This window comes from Enterobacter sp. CC120223-11 (genome assembly GCF_900215375.1).
Lineage (GTDB): Bacteria > Pseudomonadota > Gammaproteobacteria > Enterobacterales > Enterobacteriaceae > Scandinavium.
In genome coordinates, this window is sequence record NZ_OBEF01000012.1 from 1 (window position 1) to 21774 (window position 21774).

The following is a 21774-nucleotide window of genomic DNA, read 5'->3' on the forward strand; positions in this document are numbered from 1 at the left end:
CTACGACGTTGATAGGTCGGGTGTGTAAGTGTAGCGATACATTGAGCTAACCGATACTAATGAACCGTGAGGCTTAACCTTACAACGCCGAAGCTGTTTTGGCGTGAGAGACAGACACATTTTCAGCCTGATAACAGATTAGTCGATGTGCACAGAGTAAGACGTGCATGTTGAAAACAGAATTTGCCTGGCGGCACTAGCGCGGTGGTCCCACCTGACCCCATGCCGAACTCAGAAGTGAAACGCCGTAGCGCCGATGGTAGTGTGGGGTCTCCCCATGCGAGAGTAGGGAACTGCCAGGCATCAAACAGACAAGAAAACCTCATGCGAAAGCATGGGGTTTTTTTGCGTTTGTCCGCAACCTTTCCACAGACATATCCACAGTACTTACCCTAAATTACGTCGTGAAACTTTCTCACCTTTCACATGTAGACTCGACATTTGACTTATTCCCGGTTATCTTCAGCTATCTGGATGTCTAAACGTGTAAACGTATGCTGTGAGGTAACAAGGTTATGCCGATTCGGGTGCAGGACGAGCTGCCAGCCGTCAATTTCTTGCGTGATGAGAACGTCTTTGTGATGACGGCATCGCGTGCCACCAACCAGGAAATTCGCCCGCTGAAGGTGTTAATCCTTAACCTGATGCCGAAAAAGATAGAGACGGAAAACCAGTTTTTACGCCTGCTGTCGAACTCGCCATTGCAGGTTGATGTCCAGCTCTTGCGCATTGATGCACGCGAATCCCGTAACACGCCTACCGAGCATCTCAACAACTTCTACTGCAACTTTGAAGACATCTGTAAAGATAACTACGATGGGCTGATTGTGACTGGCGCACCGCTGGGACTGGTTGAGTTCAACGATGTTGCCTACTGGCCGCAGATTAAACAGGTGCTGGAGTGGGCAAAAGACCACGTCACCTCAACGCTCTTTGTCTGCTGGGCAGTTCAGGCAGCGCTGAATATTTTGTACGGCATTCCCAAACAAACCCGAACGGAAAAACTCTCTGGCGTATACGAGCACCATATTCTTCACCCGCACGCGTTGCTGACGCGTGGCTTTGATGATTCGTTCCTGGCTCCGCATTCTCGCTACGCTGACTTCCCGGCTGTGCTGATTCGCGACTACACCGATCTCGAGATCCTGGCCGAAACGGAAGACGGTGACGCTTATCTGTTTGCCAGCAAAGATAAGCGTATCGCCTTCGTCACCGGCCATCCAGAATATGATGCCCATACCCTGGCGAGCGAGTATTTCCGTGACGAAGAAGCAGGTCTTTCCCCCGAGGTCCCGCACAATTATTTCCCGCAAAACGATCCGCAAAACAAACCGCGAGCAACCTGGCGCAGCCACGGCAATATGCTGTTCATTAACTGGCTGAACTATTACGTTTATCAGATCACGCCATACGATCTGCGCCATATGAATCCGACGCTGGAGTAATCCACCGCCTAAACGATCATAAAGCGATTCAGCACTCCACATCAGGCACCTTCGGGTGCCTTTTTTATTTCCGAAAAGCACGCCAAATTAAATGATAACTTTAAATTCATTGTTATCAATGTGTTATGTGTATTTCCATTTAAAAATGGAAATTGTTTTTGATTTATAATTATTATTGCGTAGGCTTAACTGAGCTGAACGAAAACCATACAACGATCTTTGTTTACTTTGGGAAGTGACCTGGGATCAACGATGAGGAGCCGCGCAATGACACAACAGGCAACAACCACCGAAGAACTGGCCTTTAGCCAGCCGTTTGGCGCGCAGGAGCAGCAGATCCTGACGCCGGAAGCGATCGATTTTTTGAGTGAACTGGTCACCAGGTTTACCCCGCAGCGTAATAAGCTGCTGGCCGCACGCATCCAGCAGCAGCAAGATATTGATGACGGCAGGCTTCCTGATTTTATTTCGGAAACGGATTCCATTAGAAATGGTGACTGGAAAATTCGCGGTATTCCGCAGGATTTGCTCGACCGCCGCGTGGAAATCACCGGCCCGGTTGAACGCAAAATGGTGATCAATGCCCTGAATGCCAATGTCAAAGTGTTCATGGCTGATTTTGAAGATTCACTGGCCCCGAACTGGCATAAGGTTATCGACGGGCAAATCAACCTGCGTGATGCGGTCAACGGGAGCATCAGTCACACCAATGAAGACGGAAAAATCTATCAGCTGAAACCTGACCCAGCCGTTCTGGTGTGTCGCGTGCGCGGTCTGCACCTGCCGGAAAAGCACGTGACCTGGCGTGGGGAAGCTATTCCGGGGAGCCTGTTTGATTTCGCACTCTACTTTTTCCACAACCATAAGCGCCTGTTAGCCAAAGGCAGCGGCCCTTATTTCTACCTGCCGAAAACGCAGGCCTGGCAGGAAGCGGCATGGTGGAGCGAAGTGTTCAGCTACACCGAAGATCGCTTCGAATTACCACGCGGCACCATCAAAGCAACGCTACTGATTGAAACGCTGCCAGCGGTGTTCCAGATGGACGAAATCCTGCATGCCCTGCGTGACCACATCGTGGGTCTGAACTGCGGTCGCTGGGATTACATCTTCAGCTATATCAAAACGTTGAAGAACCACCCGGATCGCGTACTGCCGGATCGCCAGGTTGTCACAATGGATAAGCCTTTCCTCAGCGCCTATTCGCGTTTGTTGATCAAAACCTGCCATAAGCGCGGTGCGTTTGCGATGGGCGGCATGGCGGCGTTTATTCCCAGCAAAGACACGGCGCGCAATGCGCAGGTGCTCAATAAGGTGAAAGCCGATAAATCGCTGGAAGCCAACAACGGTCATGACGGCACCTGGATTGCTCATCCGGGCCTGGCGGATACGGCGATGGCCGTCTTTAACGACGTATTGGGGGAAAACCCTAACCAGCTGTCTGTCACTCGCGATGAAGATGCACCGATTACCGCAGAACAGCTGCTGGCGCCTTGCGAAGGGGAGCGAACGGAAGAAGGCATGCGTGCCAATATTCGCGTCGCGGTGCAGTACATCGAGGCCTGGATCTCTGGCAACGGCTGCGTGCCGATTTACGGCCTGATGGAAGATGCCGCCACGGCGGAAATATCGCGCACGTCGATCTGGCAGTGGATCCACCACCAGAAAACGCTCAGCAACGGTACGCCAGTGACGAAAGCTCTGTTCCGCCAGATGCTCGCCGAAGAGCTGCTGGTTGTTCAGGACGAACTGGGCGAACACCGGTTCAGCAGTGGCCGTTTCGACGAAGCCGCGCGCCTGATGGAGCAAATCACCACCTCCGATGAACTCGTCGACTTCTTAACGCTGCCCGGCTATCGCCTGCTGGCCTGAACACATCACCGATAATAAAAATGGAGCATCTGCCAATGAAAACCCGTACCCAACAAATCGAAGAAGTACAGAAAGAATGGACAAACCCACGCTGGGAAGGCATTCGTCGCCCGTACAGCGCGGAAGAGGTGGTGAAGCTGCGTGGTTCGGTAAACCCGGAATGCACGCTGGCACAGCGCGGTGCCGCGAAAATGTGGCGCCTGCTGCACGGTGAATCGAAAAAAGGGTACGTGAATAGCCTCGGGGCGCTGACGGGCGGTCAGGCATTGCAGCAGGCGAAGGCCGGCATTGAGGCCGTGTATCTCTCCGGCTGGCAGGTTGCGGCAGATGCTAACCTGGCCTCCAGCATGTACCCGGATCAGTCGCTCTACCCGGCGAACTCGGTGCCGTGCGTGGTGGATCGGATCAACAACACTTTCCGTCGTGCCGATCAGATCCAGTGGGCTTCTGGCATTGAACCCAACGATCCACGCTTTATTGATTATTTCCTGCCGATCGTGGCTGACGCAGAAGCCGGGTTTGGCGGCGTGCTCAACGCGTTCGAGCTGATGAAGTCGATGATTGAGGCCGGGGCGGCGGCGGTTCACTTTGAAGATCAGCTGGCCTCGGTGAAGAAATGCGGACACATGGGCGGCAAAGTGCTGGTGCCGACTCAGGAAGCGGTTCAGAAACTGGTGGCCGCGCGCCTGGCGGCGGACGTGCTTGGCGTGCCGACGCTGCTGATTGCCCGTACTGACGCTGATGCAGCCGATTTGATCACCTCCGACTGTGACCCGTACGACAGCGAATTTGTCACTGGCGAGCGCACCAGCGAAGGCTTCTATCGCACCCGGGCAGGTATCGAGCAGGCGATCAGCCGTGGGCTGGCCTATGCGCCATACGCCGACCTGGTGTGGTGTGAAACGTCCACGCCGGATCTGGAGCTGGCTCGTCGCTTCGCCGACGCGATTCATGCGAAATACCCGGGCAAGCTGCTGGCCTACAACTGCTCGCCGTCGTTCAACTGGAAGAAAAACCTGGATGATAAAACCATCGCCAGCTTCCAGCAGCAGCTCTCTGAGATGGGCTACAAGTACCAGTTCATCACCCTGGCAGGCATTCACAGCATGTGGTTCAACATGTTCGACCTGGCCCACGCGTACGCGCAGGGCGAAGGGATGCGCCACTACGTGGAGAAAGTGCAGCAGCCAGAGTTTGAGAAAGCCCAGGACGGTTACACCTTCGTATCCCACCAGCAGGAAGTGGGGACGGGCTACTTCGATAAGGTGACCACCATCATTCAGGGCGGAGCTTCGTCCGTCACTGCGCTGACCGGGTCAACGGAAGAGTCACAGTTCTAATCAATATCCCGCCGATCTGTTCCCTCTCCCTCAGGGAGAGGGTTAGGGAGAGGGGAAATAGTGACGGGGATACTCATGACGCGCGACCTTGAACTGCTTATCGCCCAAACCATCCTGCAAGGCTTTGACGCGCAGTATGGCCGCTTTCTGGAAGTCACTTCCGGTGCGCAGCAGCGCTTTGAACAAGCCGACTGGCACGCCGTGCAGCAGGCGATGAAGCAACGTATTCACCTCTACGATCACCACGTGGGCCTGGTTGTTGAGCAACTGCGCTGCATCACTGACGGTAAAAGCCCCGACGCAGACTTTCTGCTGAGGGTGAAAGAGCACTACACCGCATTACTGCCCGACTATCCGCGCTTTGAAATTGCCGAAAGCTTTTTTAACTCAGTTTATTGTCGGCTCTTCGATCACCGCTCGCTGACTCCCGAGCGGCTTTTTATCTTTAGCTCCCAGCCTGAAGGACGCTTTCGCACGATCTCGCGTCCGCTGGCGAAGGATTTCTACCCGCACACCGGCTGGGGAGCGTTATTCAGCCAGATGCTTACGGAGCTGCCGTTGCGCCTGCGCTGGCAAAATCTGGCCCGTGACGTGGAGTACATCCTGGCGCATCTCAGCGAAACCTTTGGTCAGGACGTGCTGCAGGAAGCGCATTTACAGGTAGCGAATGAACTGTTTTACCGTAATAAAGCGGCCTGGCTGATTGCTAAACTGCACACGCCCCAGGGAATGGTGCCGCTGCTCCTGCCCATTCATCGCAGTGATGAAGGTGAGCTATTCATTGATACCTGCCTGACGACCAGCGCCGAGGCCAGCATCGTCTTTGGCTTCGCCCGCTCTTATTTCATGGTGTATGCGCCACTGCCTGCCGCACTGGTGGAGTGGCTACGTGAAATCCTGCCCGGCAAAACGACCGCCGAACTGTATATGGCCATTGGCTGCCAGAAGCACGGCAAAACCGAAAGCTATCGTGAATACCTGACGTATATTCGACAGGCCGATGAACAGTTTATCGAAGCGCCCGGCATTCGCGGCATGGTCATGCTGGTGTTCACGCTGCCCGGATTCGACAGGGTGTTTAAGGTGATCAAAGACCGCTTCGCGCCGCAAAAAGAGATGACTGCTGCCCACGTTCGCGCCTGCTATCAGCTGGTCAAAGAGCACGATCGCGTCGGGCGCATGGCGGATACCCAGGAGTTCGAAAATTTCGTGCTGGAGAAGCGGCAAATTTCCCCTGCCTTGCTCGATTTACTGTGGCAGGAAGTGCCGCAAAAACTTACCGATCTGGGCGACCGTATAGCCATCAGCCATCTCTACATCGAACGGCGGATGGTGCCGCTAAATCTGTGGCTTGAACAGGTCGATGGGCAGATGCTGCGCGATGCAGTGGAAGAGTACGGGAACGCGATTCGTCAGCTAGCGGCGGCAAATATCTTCCCTGGCGACATGTTATTCAAAAACTTCGGCGTAACGCGCCATGGGCGGGTGGTGTTCTACGATTACGACGAAATCTGCTACATGACGGAAGTGAATTTCCGCAATATTCCGCCGCCGCGTTATCCGGAAGATGAGCTTGCCAGCGAGCCGTGGTACAGCGTTTCGCCGGGCGATGTGTTTCCGGAGGAGTTTCGCCACTGGCTGTGCGCCGATGCCCGTATCGGGCCACTGTTCGAGGAGATGCACGCCGATTTGCTGCGTGCGGAATACTGGCGAGGATTACAGACGCGGATCCGTGACGGTCACGTCGAAGATGTGTTTGCCTACCGTAAGCGCCAGCGTTTTTGTGTGAAATATAGCTAATAGCCTGATGTCGCTGATTGCCAGGTGGCGGCTGATGCCTTACCTGGCCTACAAATCAGACTTAAGGTTTTGTAGGCCCGGCAAGCGTAGCGCCGCCGGGCAATCAAGGCTTACTTAATCCCGCCATAAGCCAGCGTCACTTCCTTCGCGGCCTTAATCACTAAGGCACCTAACTCCGTCACGCGATCATCGGTCATACGTGAAATCGGGCCGGAGATAGAAATGGCGGCAAATGGCTCGCGATGTTCATCATAGATACAGGCCGCCACGCAGCGCAGGCCGAGCGCGTGTTCCTCATCATCAAAGGAATAACCGCGCTTGCGCGTCTGTGCTAAATCCTCTTTCAGATGTACCGGCGACACCAGCGTGGCGTGCGTGTAGGCGTGCAGCCCTTTACGGTGCAGCAGGCCGCTGACCTGCTCGTCGCTCAGCTGCGCTAAAAACGCTTTCCCCGCTCCGGAAGCATGCATGGGTAACTTGCCGCCAATCGGTGCGGACATACGCATCAGCTGTGTGCACTGCACCTGGTCGATGATGATCGCCTGATGGTCGCTCTGATCCAGCACCGCCAGGTTGACGGTTTCGCCGGACTCTTCCATCAGCTTGCGCAGAATCGGATGGACGATAGCCAGAAGGTTGCGACTTTGCAGGAAGCTGCTGCCGACGATAAACGCGTGTGCGCCGATCGTCCAGTGGCCTAAATCACCAATCTGGCGGACAAACCCTAACTGCTGCATGGTGGTCAGTAAGCGGTGCGTCGTGGAGTTGGGCAGGCCCGCCTGCTGTGCCAGTTCGGTCAGGGCTACATCACCGTGCGATTCGGCAATGAACTCCAGTAGCTTCAGGCCGCGGGTTAAGGACTGCACCTGGCCGCCAGCCGGAGCGGCGGCTGCAGGGGCTGGTTTTCTGCCGCGTTTCGCGGGAACGGTCGCCACCATGACGGACTCCTTTTCTGTATCGTGGAAATCATTTTCGTTTTATTTGATTATAATGCAACCGTTATTAGAACTGATCGGAGCAGTAGTCGTGAGCATCTCTCATGTTCGCGGTGGCTCTCTTTTCCACGCTGGTTGATTATGCCACTATGGCTTGTTGATAAGAGCGTTGTCGGGAGTCCGCGTGAGCACCATCGAAAAGCAGCTGAAGCAGCAGTTAAAAGACCGAATCCTGGTTCTGGACGGGGGCATGGGCACCATGATCCAGAGCTATCGCCTGAGCGAAGAGGACTACCGTGGCGAACGCTTCGCCCAGTGGTCCAGCGACCTGAAAGGCAACAATGACCTGCTGGTGCTGACCCAACCGGACATCATCGCCGCCATCCACAACGCCTACTTTGAGGCCGGGGCGGACATCGTTGAAACCAACACCTTCAACTCGACCACCATCGCGATGGCGGATTACGAGATGGAGTCGCTGTCGGCGGAAATTAACTTCGCGGCGGCAAAACTGGCCCGTGCCTGCGCTGATGAATGGACGGCGAAAACGCCGGAAAAACCGCGGTACGTAGCGGGCGTGCTTGGCCCGACGAACCGTACGGCGTCCATCTCTCCCGACGTAAACGATCCTGCCTTCCGTAATATCACCTTCGATCAGCTGGTGGCCGCCTATCGCGAATCCACCAAAGCGCTGGTGGAAGGTGGATCCGATTTGATTCTTATCGAAACCGTCTTCGACACCCTGAACGCCAAAGCGGCGATTTTTGCGGTGAAAGAGGAGCTGGAAGCGCTCGGCGTCGATCTGCCAATCATGATTTCCGGCACCATTACCGACGCCTCGGGGCGTACGCTTTCCGGCCAGACCACCGAAGCGTTTTATAACTCGCTGCGCCATGCGGATGCGCTCTCCTTCGGCCTGAACTGTGCGCTGGGGCCAGATGAGCTGCGCCAGTACGTGCAGGAGCTTTCCCGTATTGCCGAATGCTACGTGACCGCGCACCCGAACGCCGGGCTGCCGAATGCCTTCGGTGAGTACGATCTCGACGCAGCGACCATGGCCGCGCAGATCCGCGAATGGGCGGAGTCGGGCTTCCTCAATATCGTCGGCGGTTGCTGCGGCACCACGCCGGAGCACATCGCGGCAATGAGCCGTGCGGTGGAAGGTCTTGCGCCACGTCAGCTGCCTGACATTCCTGTTGCCTGCCGTCTCGCAGGGCTTGAGCCGCTGAACATCGGCGATGACAGCCTGTTTGTGAACGTCGGCGAGCGGACCAACGTCACCGGTTCTGCAAAATTTAAGCGGCTGATTAAAGAAGAAAAGTACGCCGAAGCGCTCTATGTGGCGCGTCAGCAGGTGGAAAGCGGCGCGCAGATCATCGACATCAACATGGACGAAGGGATGCTCGACGCCGAAGCGGCGATGGTGCGTTTCCTGAACCTGATCGCCGGTGAGCCAGACATCGCCCGCGTGCCGATCATGATCGACTCCTCGAAATGGGATGTGATTGAGAAAGGCCTGCAGTGCATCCAGGGTAAAGGCATCGTCAACTCCATTTCGATGAAAGAGGGCGTGGAGGCCTTTATCCATCACGCCAAAAAAGTGCGTCGCTACGGCGCCGCCGTGGTGGTGATGGCCTTTGACGAAGTCGGCCAGGCGGATACCCGCGAGCGCAAAATCGAAATTTGCCGCCGCGCCTACAACATCCTGACCAAAGAAGTCGGCTTCCCGCCGGAAGATATTATTTTCGACCCGAATATCTTCGCCGTGGCGACCGGTATCGAAGAGCACAACAACTACGCGCAGGACTTTATCGGTGCCTGCGAAGATATCAAACGCGAGCTGCCACACGCGCTGATTTCCGGGGGCGTCTCCAACGTCTCCTTCTCGTTCCGTGGCAACGACCCTGTGCGCGAAGCCATTCACGCCGTGTTCCTCTACTACGCCATCCGCAACGGCATGGACATGGGGATTGTGAATGCCGGGCAGCTGGCGATTTATGACGACCTGCCTGCGGAACTGCGTGATGCGGTGGAAGACGTGATCCTCAACCGTCGCGATGACAGCACCGAACGCATGCTGGATCTGGCGGAAAAATACCGTGGCAGCAAAACCGACGAAGCCGCCAATACTCAGCAGGCGGAATGGCGCGGCTGGGACGTGAAAAAGCGTCTTGAATACTCGCTGGTCAAAGGCATCACCGAGTTTATTGAGGCCGATACCGAAGAGGCACGCCAGCAGGCCGCACGCCCGATTGAGGTCATTGAAGGCCCGCTGATGGACGGCATGAACGTGGTTGGTGACCTGTTCGGCGAAGGCAAAATGTTCCTGCCGCAGGTGGTGAAATCCGCCCGCGTGATGAAGCAGGCGGTGGCTTACCTCGAGCCCTACATTGAGGCCAGCAAAGAGAAGGGCAGCAGCAACGGCAAGATGGTGATCGCCACCGTGAAGGGCGACGTGCACGACATCGGTAAAAACATCGTCGGCGTGGTGCTGCAATGTAACAACTACGAAATTATCGATCTTGGCGTGATGGTGCCGACGGACAAAATCCTCAAAACCGCGCGCGAAGTGAATGCCGACCTGATCGGTCTTTCTGGGCTGATCACGCCATCGCTTGACGAAATGGTTAACGTGGCGAAAGAGATGGAGCGTCAGGGCTTCACCATTCCGCTGCTGATTGGTGGGGCGACCACCTCGAAGGCGCACACGGCGGTGAAAATCGAGCAGAACTACAGCGGCCCGACGGTATACGTGCAGAACGCCTCGCGCACCGTTGGCGTGGTGTCGTCGCTGCTTTCCACCACGCAGCGGGATGATTTTGTTGCCCGCACGCGTCAGGAATATGAAACCGTGCGTATCCAGCACGCGCGTAAAAAACCGCGCACGCCGCCAGTTTCCTTGCAGGCTGCGCGTGATAACGACCTGGCCTTTGACTGGGAAAGCTACACGCCGCCGGTGGCCCATCGTCTGGGCGTGCAGGCGGTAACGGCCAGCATCGAAACCCTGCGTAACTACATCGACTGGACGCCGTTCTTTATGACCTGGTCGCTGGCGGGGAAATACCCGCGCATTCTCGAAGACGAAGTGGTGGGTGAAGAGGCGAAGCGCCTGTTTGCGGACGCCAACGAGATGCTCGACAAGCTCAGCGCGGAAAAATCGCTGAACCCACGCGGCGTGGTCGGGCTGTTCCCGGCAAACCGCAAAGGCGACGACATCGAAATTTATCGCGATGAAACCCGTACTCACGTGCTGGCGGTCAGCCATCATCTGCGTCAGCAAACCGAAAAAACCGGCTTCGCTAACTACTGCCTGTCGGATTTCGTAGCGCCAAAACTTTCCAACAAAGCGGATTACATCGGCGCATTTGCGGTGACCGGCGGCCTCGAAGAAGATGCGCTGGCGGATGCCTACGATGCGCAGCACGATGATTACAACAAAATCATGATAAAAGCCGTGGCGGACCGTCTCGCGGAAGCCTTTGCAGAATACCTGCACGAGCGCGTGCGTAAGGTGTACTGGGGCTATGCCGCGAATGAGAACCTCAGCAACGAAGAGCTGATTCGCGAAAACTACCAGGGCATTCGCCCGGCACCGGGCTATCCGGCCTGCCCGGAGCATACCGAGAAAGCCACCATCTGGCAGCTGCTGGACGCGGAAACGCACACAGGTATGAAGCTGACCGAATCCTACGCCATGTGGCCTGGCGCATCGGTGTCCGGCTGGTACTTCAGCCACCCGGACAGCAAATACTACGCCGTGGCGCAGATTCAGCGCGATCAGGTGGAGGATTACGCGTTCCGTAAGGGAATGAGCGTGGCCGAAGCCGAGCGCTGGCTGGCGCCAAATCTGGGCTATGACGCTGATTAAGTCATCTTTTCTTACAACAAACAGGGCACCGTAACGGTGCCCTGTCTCTTTCCGGGGCGTAAACCCCTATACTGATGAAAGGGTTATATTTCCCCTCTCCCTAACCCTCTCCCTGAAGGAGAGGGAACCGGAACAGTGCCGTATATTCTCCCCCTCCCAAAGGGAAGAGGGAACCGGAGTGGTGCCGTATATTCCCCCCCAAAGGGAGAGGGAACTGGAGCGGTGCCGTATATTCTCTCCCTCCCAAAGGAAAGAGGGAACCGGAATGGTGCCGTATATTCTCCCTCTCCCTGTGGGAGAGGGTCGGGGAGAGGGAGACATCCGATGGAATACCTATAACGATAAGGAGAACAAAAATCCGTGCTGACTCTGTTACACCTGCTTTCTGCTGTCGCCCTTTTGGTGTGGGGCACTCACATTGTTCGAACCGGCGTTATGCGCGTGTTTGGCGCACGCCTGCGAACCGTTCTTAGCCGCAGCGTCGAAAAGAAACCACTCGCCTTCTGCGCGGGGATCGGCGTCACCGCGCTGGTGCAAAGCAGCAACGCCACCACCATGCTGGTGACGTCGTTTGTCGCGCAGGATTTGGTGGCGCTGACGCCAGCGCTTGTCATTGTACTCGGGGCCGATGTGGGTACCGCGCTAATGGCGCGTGTGCTGACGTTTGACCTCTCCTGGCTGTCGCCGCTGCTGATTTTCATCGGGGTTATCTTCTTCCTGGGCCGCAAGCAAACCCGCGCCGGGCAGCTTGGACGCGTGGGGATTGGCCTTGGCCTGATCCTGCTGGCGCTGGAACTGATTGTGCAGGCCGTCCACCCGATTACCCAGGCCAACGGCGTGCAGGTTATCTTCGCCTCGCTGACCGGCGATATCATGCTGGATGCGTTGATTGGCGCACTGTTCGCGGTCATCACCTACTCAAGCCTGGCTGCGGTGCTGCTGACGGCCACGCTCACCGCCACGGGTGTGATTTCGTTCCCTGTCGCGCTGTGCCTGGTCATTGGCGCTAACCTCGGTTCGGGCCTGCTGGCGATGCTCAACAACAGCGCTGCCAATGCCGCCGCCCGTCGCGTGGCGCTCGGCAGCCTGCTGTTCAAGCTGATTGGTAGCCTGATTGTGTTGCCGTTCGTGCATATCCTGGCAGATGTCATGGCACGCCTGCCGGTAGCGAAATCTGAACTGGTTATCTACTTCCACGTCTTCTACAACCTGATCCGCTGCCTGGCGATGGTGCCGTTTGCCGAGCCGATGGCACGCTTCTGCAAGCGCATCATTCAGGACGTGCCGGAGCTTGATGCCCGCCTGAAGCCGAAACATCTGGATCCTACGGCGCTGGACACGCCAACGCTCGCGCTGGCGAATGCTGCCCGCGAAACGCTGCGCATAGGCGACGCCATGGAAAACATGATGGATGGCCTGCGCAAAGTGATGCACGGCGAGCCGCGAGAGGAGAAAGAGCTGCGTAAGATTGCCGATGACGTCAACGTGCTCTACACCGCCATCAAGCTCTATCTGGCGCGGATGCCGAAGGACGAACTGGCGGAAGAGGAGTCGCGCCGCTGGGCGGAAATCATCGAGATGTCGCTGAACCTTGAACAGGCCTCGGACATCATCGAGCGCATGGGCAGTGAAATTGCCGACAAATCCCTCGCCGCGCGGCGGGCCTTCTCCATTGAAGGGCTGAAGGAGCTGGACGGTTTATTCGAGCAACTGCTCAGCAATCTGCAGCTGGCGATGTCGGTGTTCTTCTCCGGCGACGTCGACAGCGCCCGCCGCCTGCGTCGTAATAAGCACCGTTTCCGCATTCTTAACCGTCGCTATTCGCATGCACACGTTGATCGCCTGCATCAGCAAAACGTGCAAAGTATCGAAACCAGTTCGCTCCACCTGGGGTTGCTTGGCGACATGAAGCGTCTGAACTCGCTGTTCTGCGCCGTTGCTTACAGCGTGATGGAGCAGCCAGACGAAGACGACGATCGCGACGACTATTAATCCTGCCTGAAGGCTGTCGGGTATTTTCTATGCCCGGCAGCCTGCGGTATAGTTCACGCTTACAGGAGAAACTATGCTGCCAGAACAATCAACCCGATTAAACAAATACATCAGCGAAAGCGGGATTTGCTCGCGTCGCGACGCCGACCGCTACATCGAGCAGGGCAACGTGTTCATCAACGGCAAGCGTGCCTCGGTGGGGGATCAGGTTATTGCCGGTGATGTGGTGAAGGTCAATGGGCAGCTGATTGAACCGCGTGATGAGGAAGATTTGGTGCTGATAGCACTCAATAAACCGGTCGGCATTATCAGCACCACGGAAGATGGTGAGCGCGATAACATCGTCAATTTCGTTAATCACAGCAAACGCGTGTTTCCGATTGGCCGCCTCGACAAAGATTCCCAGGGGCTGATTTTCCTCACCAACCATGGCGATCTGGTGAATAAAATTCTGCGTGCTGGTAACGATCATGAGAAAGAGTATCTGGTTACGGTGGATAAACCCGTCACCGATGATTTTATTCGTGGCATGAGCGCAGGTGTGCCGATCCTCGGTACCGTCACCAAAAAATGTAAAGTGAAAAAAGAAGGTCCGTTCACGTTCCGTATCATTCTGGTGCAGGGGCTGAACCGTCAAATTCGTCGTATGACCAAGCATTTCGGTTTTGAAGTGACCAAACTTGAGCGCACAAGGATCATGAACGTCAATCTCAAGGGCCTGCCGCTCGGTGAATGGCGCGACCTGACCGACGACGAACTGATCGATCTGTTTAAGTTAATTGAGCATTCGTCCTCGGAAGACGAATCGGAAAAAGCCAAACATAAGGCTAAGGCTAAGCCGAAAACCGCCGCTACGCCTGCGAAAAAACCGGCCAGCAGCGGTGCAAAAAATATGGCGAAAACCCCGGCGGAGTTAGCCAACCGTAAGCGCTTTACGTCGCCTGGGCGTAAGAAGAAAGGGCGCTAAGCCTTCTGTTATATAGCCGGGGGCGGAGCTGCCACCCGGCAAAAAGCACTACCGCCTTCCACGCACCGGCGTGCTCGCCGACCACGAAAACGTCGCTTCTTTATCGGTTTTATAAGCCTGCTTTTTCTTCAGCTGACGCGCTTTCTTCGCCTCGGCTTCCCGTTCGGCCATCAGCTTGTCGATATACTCTTTTTTGAGGTGATTGTTTTCTGCGTTCGTCAGCGGGCGACCGTGAGCAATACGGGCGCGGTCGAGGAGGGTTTTCAGCTCGCGTTGTTCTTTCTCGGTCATGTCCTGCTGGGTCAGACGGGCGATTGCCATGATGATTACCTCGATTGAAGAGTGACGCCGTTAAGTATTCTTGATTGTCAGCTCCAGGCCCAGCGCTTTCATCATTGCGAGGGTGGATTTGAGGGTTGGGTTGCCTTTATTGCTGAAAGAGCGGTAAAGCTGTTCGCGTGAAAGCCCAGTTTCTGTCGCAATCGCGTGCATGCCTTTCGCTCTGGCAACCACGCCGAGTGCTTCAGCGATATAGGCCGCATCGCCCGTTTCCAGAGCATCATTCATGAAAATAGCAATGCACTCGTCATCGACCAGCGCGCTGGCGGGATCATAAATGGTCAGATTTTTCATAGGGCTGAGCCTCTTTTGTTTCGTATTCTCTGGCGAGATACTTTGCAGCGACGATGTCATTACTTTGAGAACTTTTGTCTCCACCACAGAGTAGCAGGATAATTATGTCGTTCCGTCTTTGAAAATAGATGCGGTATCCTGGGCCATAGTGAATACGTATTTCACTAATATTGTCGCCGATGGATTTCACATCTCCGGGCTGCCCGTTTGCCAGCCGAAAAATACGCGCGGCAATAAGCGCCTTCACTCTTCTGTCCTTCAGACGAGATTCCCATTTCTGATAGACAGGAGTTTGCTGAATAATTTTCATATCCTTTCCTGTATTTTATAAACTACAGGTCAGAGTGCAAGGAAAGAGATGTGACGGAAAGCAGGAAAAAGGAATGCGGGGGCTTAAATTGTAATGTCTGAAAGCTGCACGCAGCATTTTGCAATACGAGCGTTTGTTGCGCACTGAACTAAAACATGGCCCCACTCGGGGCCATGTCCTGCGAGTTAGCTCTCCTTCGCCACCGCAATCTTCTCTTTTTCGACAGGCTTACCGGACCAGTAGCCCGCCAGCAGCGAGCCGGAGAGGTTGTGCCAGACCGAGAACAGTGCGCCGGGCAGCGCTGCGAGCGGGCCGAAGTAGATTTTGCCGAGGGCCGCAGCAAGGCCGGAGTTCTGCATGCCGACTTCAATGGCCAGCGTACGGCAGGTGGATTCGTCGAAACCGAACAGGCGTCCGCCCCAGTAACCGCCGAGCAGGCCGATGGTGTTGTGCAGGATCACCGCGATAATCACCACGAAGCCAACTGAGGCAATGTGCGAGGCAGAACCGGCCACCACGGCGCTGATGATGGCCAGAATACAGACCATCGAGAAGGCGGGCAGGTAAGGCTCAATGGCTTTCACCAGGCGCGGCAGCAGGTGATGGACGACCAGCCCCAGCGCAATCGGGATCACCACGATTTGCAGAATGCTGAGCAGCATGCCCATCACGTCGACCTGAATATGAGTGTCGACGTACAGGCGCGTCAGCAGCGGCGTGGCAATCACGCCAACCAGCGTGGAAACGGATGAAATCGTTACGGACAGCGCAACGTCACCCTTCGCCAGAAAAATCATCACGTTCGACGCCGTTCCGCTGGCGACGCTCCCGACCAGCACCATTCCGGCAGAGAGTTCAGGCGGCATCCGGAACAGCATCGCCAGCAGCCACGCCGCGAGCGGCATCACCAGATAGTGCAGAAAAATGCCTGCCGCCACCGGGGCCGGGCGTGACAGCACGCGCTTAAAGTCGTCGAGCTTCAGGTGAACGCCCATGCCGAACATGATCAGCATCAGCAGCGTGGTGACCCACGGGCCAATCGGCGTGAAGGTTGTCGGCGTTTTGTAGGCGAGGACAGAGAGCAGCACGGCCCAGAGCGGGAACAGCCGCGTGAATTTAGCGAGCATCTTGTTTTCCTTAAAGTTGTGTTGTCTTTTTATAGGTATAAAAAAGCCGGGTTCGAGCCCGGCCTTATCTATTGTTTATCCTGCTAAGGGATTTTATTCAAACAGATTGTGATGAAGTTTTTGCACGACCTGCTCGGCTTCGCCGCCCGGCACGAGGAAGCAGAGGTTATGGCTTGATGCGCCGTAGCAAATCATGCGGATGTTGAACGGTTCGAGCACGCCGAACACCTCTTTGCCCACGCCACAGGCTTTCGACAGATCGTTGCCAATCAGCGCAATGAGCGCCAGATTCTCTTCAACTTCCACGCGACAAAGCGCGGAAAGTTCGATCAGCAGAGACTGCGTCAGCAGCGTATCGCTGGTGGCTGTAGAACCGGTGGTGTCGAGCGTCAGTGCAACGCTCACTTCCGAGGTGGTGATCAGATCGACCGAAATGTTATGCCGCGCCAGAATACCGAAGACTTCCGCGAGGAAGCCGCGGGAATGCAGCATGTTCAGGCTATGCAGCGTCAGCAGGGTTTGCTTACGACGCAGCGCCAGGGCGCGGAACAGCGGCGGGTTTTCGGTTTTTTTGCACACCAGCGTCCCGCCCGCTTTTGGATCTTTGCTGGAGCCGACGAAAACGGGAATATCGCTGCGTACTGCAGGCAGCAGCGTGGCCGGGTGCAGCACCTTCGCGCCGAAGGTGGCGAGTTCTGCCGCTTCTTCAAACGCAATTTCATCGATGCGATGTGCGGCAGGCACCACGCGCGGGTCGGTGGTGTAGATGCCCGGCACGTCGGTCCAGATGTCTACGCGAGTAGCATGCAGCGCCTCGCCGAGCAGGGCAGCCGTATAATCGCTACCGCCGCGGCCAAGCGTCGTGGTGCGGCCTTTCGCTTCGCTGCCGATAAAGCCCTGGGTAATCACCAGACCTTCTTCCAGGCGCGGGGCAAGCAGCTGAGCGGTGAGCTCAGCCAGGGCGGCAACGTCCGGTTCAGCACGACCAAAGCGATCGCTGGTGCGCATCACTTTGCGTACGTCAAACCACTGTGCAGCAACGCTACGCTCACGCAGGATTTCGACAAACAGCAGCGTCGACATCAGTTCGCCGTGGCTCACCAGTTCGTCGGTCAGCGCGGTGGAGGTGGCAAGCGAAGCGGCTTCCGCCAAAGTGGTGATGTTTTCCAGCAGGCGCTCGACTTCTTCGCGGATCACGTTCGGATTTTGCAGGCGCTCAAGAATATCGAACTGAATTTTGCGTAGCGCGTCGAGCTTCACAAAGCGCTCGGTGGCTTCAAGGCCTTCGGCCAGGGCAACCAGCAGGTTAGTGACGCCCGCAGAGGCGGAAAGCACCACTACGCGTGCGCCAGAGTCGGTAAGCACCACGTCGGCGCTGCGGTTCATGGCATCGTAATCGGCAACGCTGGTGCCACCAAATTTGGCCACAACGAGCGGGGAAACGGCTTGTGTCATAACAACCTCGTGTCAGGGAATTAAATTCTCAGCCTTGGCACAAGGGAAGAGCGGAAGGGCAACGTAGAGGGCTACAGTTCACCCAGAAGCGCTCCACCTTGTGAAGCGCCCGACTGCGGGTCGCTTCCGGTGACAACCCAGAGGATTCAGCCTCTGTAGCCGATGGTGAGCACTGCCAGGTGCTCCGCCATCTCGGCACCGCTCCCCATAAGGTGTTGTCTGTGGACTGGCTCCTCAAACACCTCGCCTGGGCGGTGCTCCTCTTCTGGCCTGCGCACGAATGCGCAGGTAGGGGATTATAATTAAAGGGTTGAAGGGGGGTTGTCAATGTTACGATGGTGTCGATTTTTCATTTTCGACTATCGCCACCAATGTACAGGGCAGCGGCGGGGTGAGTTGGCTGTTCATCGCCATCAGTACACCGTCCACTTTGCGGGCAAAAAGCGGAGTTGCGCCCGGGTTTGCTTGCTGGTATTCCTCCCAGCCAAAGTTCTCATTCAGCCGTGTCACTTTGACCACTGCCCCTTTCGCCAGCAGGCTGCTGAGTCGTGCCCAGGTGATTTCTTTATCAAACAGCCGCTCATGGCTCGTCTCTTTTTCGCTCCGGCCTTTGGTTTCCTGACCTGTTCGAATGGAGAATACGCGCTTTTCGCCGAAGATATGCCTGAAATGCAGCACAGCGAGCGCATTTTGATGGCGATTAGGCGACAGGGCGAGTACCTGGCGCGTTTCACTCAGATTCAGGTAGTTTTCGGCATGTTCCGACCAGACGTTGCCGTAGTAGGTCGGCAAGCCTTCCATTCGCGCCAGGCGGTAGTATTCCCAACTGTTGTCGCTGAGCTGGACGGGAATATCGAGTTTTTTCAGTGCCTGGGCGAGGGTGCGGGCGACCGTATTCGCCCCGACAATTAAAATACCGCGCGGTTTACGCTGCTGCACGCCAAGCCCGCGCGCGAGCCAGCCGCTGGTCAGGCTTTGCAAAACCACCGTGCCGATGATAATGGCGAAGACGACCGTCACCAGCTGATCGGCGCCTTCGTAGCCGTTTTTTTGTAGCGTCAGCGCGAACAACGAGCTGACCGCGGCGGCGACAATGCCGCGCGGGGCAATCCAGCACAGCAGCAGCTTTTCGCGCCACTCGAGGGCGGAGCGGAAGGTTGAGGCCAGAATGCAGAGAGGGCGGGCAACAAACTGTACGACCAGCAACAGCAGCAACAGTGGCCAGCCCATGGCCCAGAGCGCCTGAATATCCAGCCGGGCTGCCAGGATGATAAACAGCGCGGAGAGCAGAATGGCGGAAAGCTCCTCTTTAAACTCCACAATATCCGCCGTTTCGACCTCTTTCATATTGGCAAGCCAGATGCCAAGCACCGTCACTGCCAGCAGCCCGGACTCATCTGCCAGGGTGTTCGACAGGCCAAAGGTCAGGAGCACGATCGCGAGTACCGAAAAATTATGCAAATAGCCCGGCAGCCAGCCGCGTTTCAGCGCGGTGCCGAGCAAGAAACCAAAAATCGCGCCGCTGACAAGGCCTGTGGCCAGGGTTTGCGTCAGCATCAGCAGCAGGTGCCAGCCGCCGCTGGAGACTTCGCTTGCGGTAATAAATTCAAACACCAGCAGGGTAAAAATCGCCCCAACGGGGTCGATCACAATCCCTTCCCAGCGCAGCACCTGGTTGATGGAAGCCGTTGGGCGTACCACGCGCATCAGGGGAGCGATTACCGTCGGGCCAGTGACCACCGTCACCGCACCAATGAGCGCAGAAATTTGCGGCGTCAGCCCGAGGATGCCCCAGCAGGCCAGCGAAATAACGGCAAAGGTGATAAGCATTCCCACGGTCACCAGGTTGCGTACCACGCCGCCGAGGCCACGAATTTCATCGAAGCGCAACGTCAGCGCGCCCTCAAACAGAATGATGGCCACCGACAGCGATACCAGCGGAAACAGCAGCGGGCCAAACAGCAGGTCGGGCTCAAGAATATGTAATCCAGGGCCAAGGCCGACGCCTATCAGCAGCAGCGGCAGAATGGCGGGAATACGTAAACCCCATGCCAGCCATTGGGCCAGCAGAGAAGCGATAGCGATGATGACCAGCAGAAACGGGACAGGTAGCTCCATTTTTTTATTTTCCTTATTCGCTTAGTGCGAGGGAAGATTGTCCGTCGGGCGATATATGCAGGATAACGCAGCGATGGCCGAAACGCGTAATGACACAAAAATCATCACAAAAAGCGCCGCAGGCGCTACAATCGACCGAAGTCACATTTTTCAAATCAGAAGAGTATTGCTATGAAAAACATCAATCCAACGCAGACCTCTGCCTGGCAGGCATTACAGAAACATTATGATGAAATGAAGGACGTGTCGATTGCCGACCTGTTCGCGAAAGATGGCGACCGCTTCGCCAAGTTTTCCGCCACGTTTGACGATCAGATGCTGGTGGATTTCTCCAAAAACCGCATCACCGAAGAGACGCTGAACAAGTTACAGGCGCTGGCGAAAGAGACAGATCTGGCGGGTGCTATCAAGTCCATGTTCTCCGGTGAGAAAATCAACCGCACCGAAGACCGCGCCGTGCTGCACGTTGCCCTGCGTAACCGCAGCAACACGCCAATCATCGTTGACGGCAAGGACGTGATGCCGGAAGTGAACGCGGTGCTGGAAAAGATGAAGCACTTCTCCGAAGCGATCATCTCCGGCAGCTGGAAAGGCTACACCGGTAAAGCGATTACCGACGTTGTGAACATCGGTATCGGCGGCTCTGACCTCGGCCCGTTCATGGTGACCGAAGCGCTGCGTCCGTACAAAAACCACCTGAATATGCACTTTGTTTCTAACGTCGATGGCACTCACATCGCCGAAGTGCTGAAAGAAGTGAACCCGGAAACCACCCTGTTCCTGGTCGCCTCCAAAACCTTCACCACTCAGGAAACCATGACCAACGCCCACAGCGCGCGCGACTGGTTCCTGAACACCGCCGGTGACCAGAAGCACGTGGCGAAACACTTCGCGGCGCTCTCCACCAACGGTAAAGCGGTTGGCGAGTTCGGCATCGACACTGCCAACATGTTCGAGTTCTGGGACTGGGTTGGCGGCCGCTACTCTCTGTGGTCGGCGATTGGCCTGTCCATCATTCTGTCCGTGGGCTTCGACAACTTCGTTGAGCTGCTCTCCGGCGCGCACGCGATGGACAAACACTTCTCCACCACCGCACCGGAAAAAAACCTGCCGGTTCTGCTGGCGCTGATTGGCATCTGGTACAACAACTTCTTTGGCGCTGAAACCGAAGCTATCCTACCGTACGACCAGTACATGCACCGCTTCCCGGCCTACTTCCAGCAGGGCAATATGGAATCCAACGGTAAATACATTGACCGTAACGGCAACGCCGTGGATTACCAGACTGGCCCGATCATCTGGGGCGAACCAGGCACCAATGGTCAGCATGCGTTCTATCAGCTGATTCACCAGGGCACCAAAATTGTTCCTTGTGACTTTATTGCCCCGGCGATCACCCACAACCCGCTTTCCGATCACCATCCGAAGCTGCTGTCTAACTTCTTCGCGCAGACTGAAGCGCTGGCGTTCGGTAAGTCCCGTGAAGTGGTTGAACAGGAATACCGCGATCAGGGTAAAGATCCTGCCACGCTGGATCACGTAGTGCCGTTCAAGGTGTTCGAAGGCAACCGCCCGACCAACTCCATTCTGCTGCGTGAAATCACACCGTTCAGCCTGGGCGCGCTGATTGCGCTGTATGAGCACAAAATCTTCACTCAGGGCGCAATCCTCAACATCTTCACCTTCGACCAGTGGGGCGTTGAGTTGGGCAAACAGCTGGCGAACCGCATTCTGCCAGAGCTGACCGACGATAAAGACGTCAGCAGCCACGACAGCTCCACCAACGGCCTGATTAACCGTTATAAAGCCTGGAAATAAACAGCAAAAGGCTTCTCTCTCGGAGAAGCCTTTTTAGTGTTTGCACCCTCTCCCAGTGGGAGAGGGTCGGGGTGAGGGCATCAGGCCGCACAGCTCT

At 56.2% G+C, this 21774-nt stretch carries 15 protein-coding genes, 2 rRNA genes and 1 riboswitch; of the genes, 10 read left to right on the forward strand and 7 right to left on the reverse strand.

The genetic code is table 11. The features are described 5' to 3' along the window. From CRO87_RS14405 to aceK, 6 genes are all read left to right on the forward strand, one after another. Positions 1 to 81 (forward strand): 23S ribosomal RNA (locus CRO87_RS14405); the annotation flags it as partial. A gap of 105 nt (positions 82 to 186) precedes the next feature. Further along, positions 187 to 302 (forward strand): 5S ribosomal RNA (rrf, locus tag CRO87_RS14410). 213 nt (positions 303 to 515) lie between these two features. Then, a complete protein-coding gene (gene metA / locus CRO87_RS14415) occupies positions 516 to 1445 on the forward strand; it encodes a homoserine O-succinyltransferase (protein ID WP_097163635.1) in 930 nt (309 codons plus the stop codon). Between the two features lie 267 nt (positions 1446 to 1712). After that, complete coding sequence (gene aceB / locus CRO87_RS14420) at positions 1713 to 3314, forward strand: malate synthase A (protein ID WP_097163636.1); 1602 nt, start codon at positions 1713 to 1715, stop codon at positions 3312 to 3314. Positions 3315 to 3349: 35 nt separating this feature from the next. Further along, positions 3350 to 4654: an isocitrate lyase gene (aceA, locus tag CRO87_RS14425; protein ID WP_097163637.1), complete on the forward strand. Its 1305-nt coding sequence runs from the start codon at positions 3350 to 3352 to the stop codon at positions 4652 to 4654. A 75-nt stretch (positions 4655 to 4729) separates the two neighbouring features. Further along, positions 4730 to 6454: a bifunctional isocitrate dehydrogenase kinase/phosphatase gene (aceK, locus tag CRO87_RS14430; RefSeq protein WP_097163638.1), complete on the forward strand. Its 1725-nt coding sequence runs from the start codon at positions 4730 to 4732 to the stop codon at positions 6452 to 6454. Between the two features lie 110 nt (positions 6455 to 6564). On the opposite strand, the gene iclR is transcribed toward aceK, so the two are convergent. Beyond that, positions 6565 to 7392, reverse strand: a complete 828-nt coding sequence (iclR, locus tag CRO87_RS14435; RefSeq protein ID WP_097163639.1) for a glyoxylate bypass operon transcriptional repressor IclR — start codon at positions 7390 to 7392, stop codon at positions 6565 to 6567. A gap of 181 nt (positions 7393 to 7573) precedes the next feature. Here iclR and metH point away from each other — a divergent pair, with 181 nt between their 5' ends. The 3 genes from metH to rluF all read left to right on the forward strand — a co-directional run bounded on the left by metH (position 7574) and on the right by rluF (position 14216). After that, positions 7574 to 11257, forward strand: a complete 3684-nt coding sequence (gene metH / locus CRO87_RS14440) for a methionine synthase (RefSeq protein ID WP_097163640.1) — start codon at positions 7574 to 7576, stop codon at positions 11255 to 11257. A 360-nt stretch (positions 11258 to 11617) separates the two neighbouring features. Then, a complete protein-coding gene (locus tag CRO87_RS14445) occupies positions 11618 to 13249 on the forward strand; it encodes a Na/Pi cotransporter family protein (RefSeq protein WP_097163641.1) in 1632 nt (543 codons plus the stop codon). A gap of 73 nt (positions 13250 to 13322) precedes the next feature. Beyond that, positions 13323 to 14216, forward strand: a complete 894-nt coding sequence (rluF, locus tag CRO87_RS14450; protein ID WP_097163642.1) for a 23S rRNA pseudouridine(2604) synthase RluF — start codon at positions 13323 to 13325, stop codon at positions 14214 to 14216. A gap of 48 nt (positions 14217 to 14264) precedes the next feature. Here rluF and CRO87_RS14455 read toward each other — a convergent pair whose 3' ends face one another. The 6 genes from CRO87_RS14455 to CRO87_RS14480 form a co-directional block, all read right to left on the reverse strand. Further along, the gene (locus tag CRO87_RS14455; protein ID WP_097163643.1) at positions 14265 to 14537 is read right to left on the reverse strand and encodes a DUF3811 domain-containing protein; all 273 of its coding nucleotides are present in this window, start codon (positions 14535 to 14537) and stop codon (positions 14265 to 14267) included. Between the two features lie 30 nt (positions 14538 to 14567). Then, a complete protein-coding gene (locus CRO87_RS14460) occupies positions 14568 to 14849 on the reverse strand; it encodes an addiction module antidote protein (RefSeq protein WP_097163644.1) in 282 nt (93 codons plus the stop codon). Next, positions 14827 to 15159 carry a type II toxin-antitoxin system RelE/ParE family toxin gene (locus CRO87_RS14465; RefSeq protein WP_097163645.1) on the reverse strand — a complete coding sequence of 111 codons (333 nt, stop codon included), beginning with the start codon at positions 15157 to 15159 and terminating at the stop codon, positions 14827 to 14829. The genes CRO87_RS14460 and CRO87_RS14465 overlap by 23 nt, the downstream gene beginning before the upstream one ends. A 185-nt stretch (positions 15160 to 15344) precedes the next feature. After that, on the reverse strand, positions 15345 to 16286 hold the full coding sequence (panS, locus tag CRO87_RS14470; protein WP_097163646.1) for a ketopantoate/pantoate/pantothenate transporter PanS: 942 nt from the start codon (positions 16284 to 16286) through the stop codon (positions 15345 to 15347). 93 nt (positions 16287 to 16379) lie between these two features. After that, positions 16380 to 17741 carry a lysine-sensitive aspartokinase 3 gene (lysC, locus tag CRO87_RS14475; protein ID WP_097163647.1) on the reverse strand — a complete coding sequence of 454 codons (1362 nt, stop codon included), beginning with the start codon at positions 17739 to 17741 and terminating at the stop codon, positions 16380 to 16382. A gap of 78 nt (positions 17742 to 17819) precedes the next feature. Beyond that, positions 17820 to 18014, reverse strand: a riboswitch (Lysine riboswitch). Positions 18015 to 18071: 57 nt separating this feature from the next. Then, positions 18072 to 19859, reverse strand: coding sequence for a sodium:proton antiporter (locus CRO87_RS14480; RefSeq protein ID WP_097163648.1), 1788 nt, complete (start codon positions 19857 to 19859; stop codon positions 18072 to 18074). 171 nt (positions 19860 to 20030) lie between these two features. Between CRO87_RS14480 and pgi the strand changes: the two genes are divergently transcribed. Next, entirely contained in the window at positions 20031 to 21677 is a 1647-nt protein-coding gene (gene pgi / locus CRO87_RS14485; protein WP_097163649.1) for a glucose-6-phosphate isomerase, read from the forward strand. The last annotated feature ends 97 nt before the right edge of the window (positions 21678 to 21774 follow it).

What these genes read in the sequence shown, in the direction of transcription:
- panS (WP_097163646.1), bottom strand. Translation starts at nt 16,286, where the DNA reads ATGCTCGCTAAATTCACGCGGCTGTTCCCGCTCTGGGCCGTGCTGCTC.
- lysC (WP_097163647.1), bottom strand. Translation starts at nt 17,741, where the DNA reads ATGACACAAGCCGTTTCCCCGCTCGTTGTGGCCAAATTTGGTGGCACC.
- aceK (WP_097163638.1), top strand. Translation starts at nt 4,730, where the DNA reads ATGACGCGCGACCTTGAACTGCTTATCGCCCAAACCATCCTGCAAGGC.
- metA (WP_097163635.1), top strand. Translation starts at nt 516, where the DNA reads ATGCCGATTCGGGTGCAGGACGAGCTGCCAGCCGTCAATTTCTTGCGT.
- CRO87_RS14460 (WP_097163644.1), bottom strand. Translation starts at nt 14,849, where the DNA reads ATGAAAAATCTGACCATTTATGATCCCGCCAGCGCGCTGGTCGATGAC.
- iclR (WP_097163639.1), bottom strand. Translation starts at nt 7,392, where the DNA reads ATGGTGGCGACCGTTCCCGCGAAACGCGGCAGAAAACCAGCCCCTGCA.
- CRO87_RS14480 (WP_097163648.1), bottom strand. Translation starts at nt 19,859, where the DNA reads ATGGAGCTACCTGTCCCGTTTCTGCTGGTCATCATCGCTATCGCTTCT.
- aceA (WP_097163637.1), top strand. Translation starts at nt 3,350, where the DNA reads ATGAAAACCCGTACCCAACAAATCGAAGAAGTACAGAAAGAATGGACA.
- aceB (WP_097163636.1), top strand. Translation starts at nt 1,713, where the DNA reads ATGACACAACAGGCAACAACCACCGAAGAACTGGCCTTTAGCCAGCCG.
- CRO87_RS14455 (WP_097163643.1), bottom strand. Translation starts at nt 14,537, where the DNA reads ATGGCAATCGCCCGTCTGACCCAGCAGGACATGACCGAGAAAGAACAA.
- pgi (WP_097163649.1), top strand. Translation starts at nt 20,031, where the DNA reads ATGAAAAACATCAATCCAACGCAGACCTCTGCCTGGCAGGCATTACAG.
- rluF (WP_097163642.1), top strand. Translation starts at nt 13,323, where the DNA reads ATGCTGCCAGAACAATCAACCCGATTAAACAAATACATCAGCGAAAGC.
- CRO87_RS14465 (WP_097163645.1), bottom strand. Translation starts at nt 15,159, where the DNA reads ATGAAAATTATTCAGCAAACTCCTGTCTATCAGAAATGGGAATCTCGT.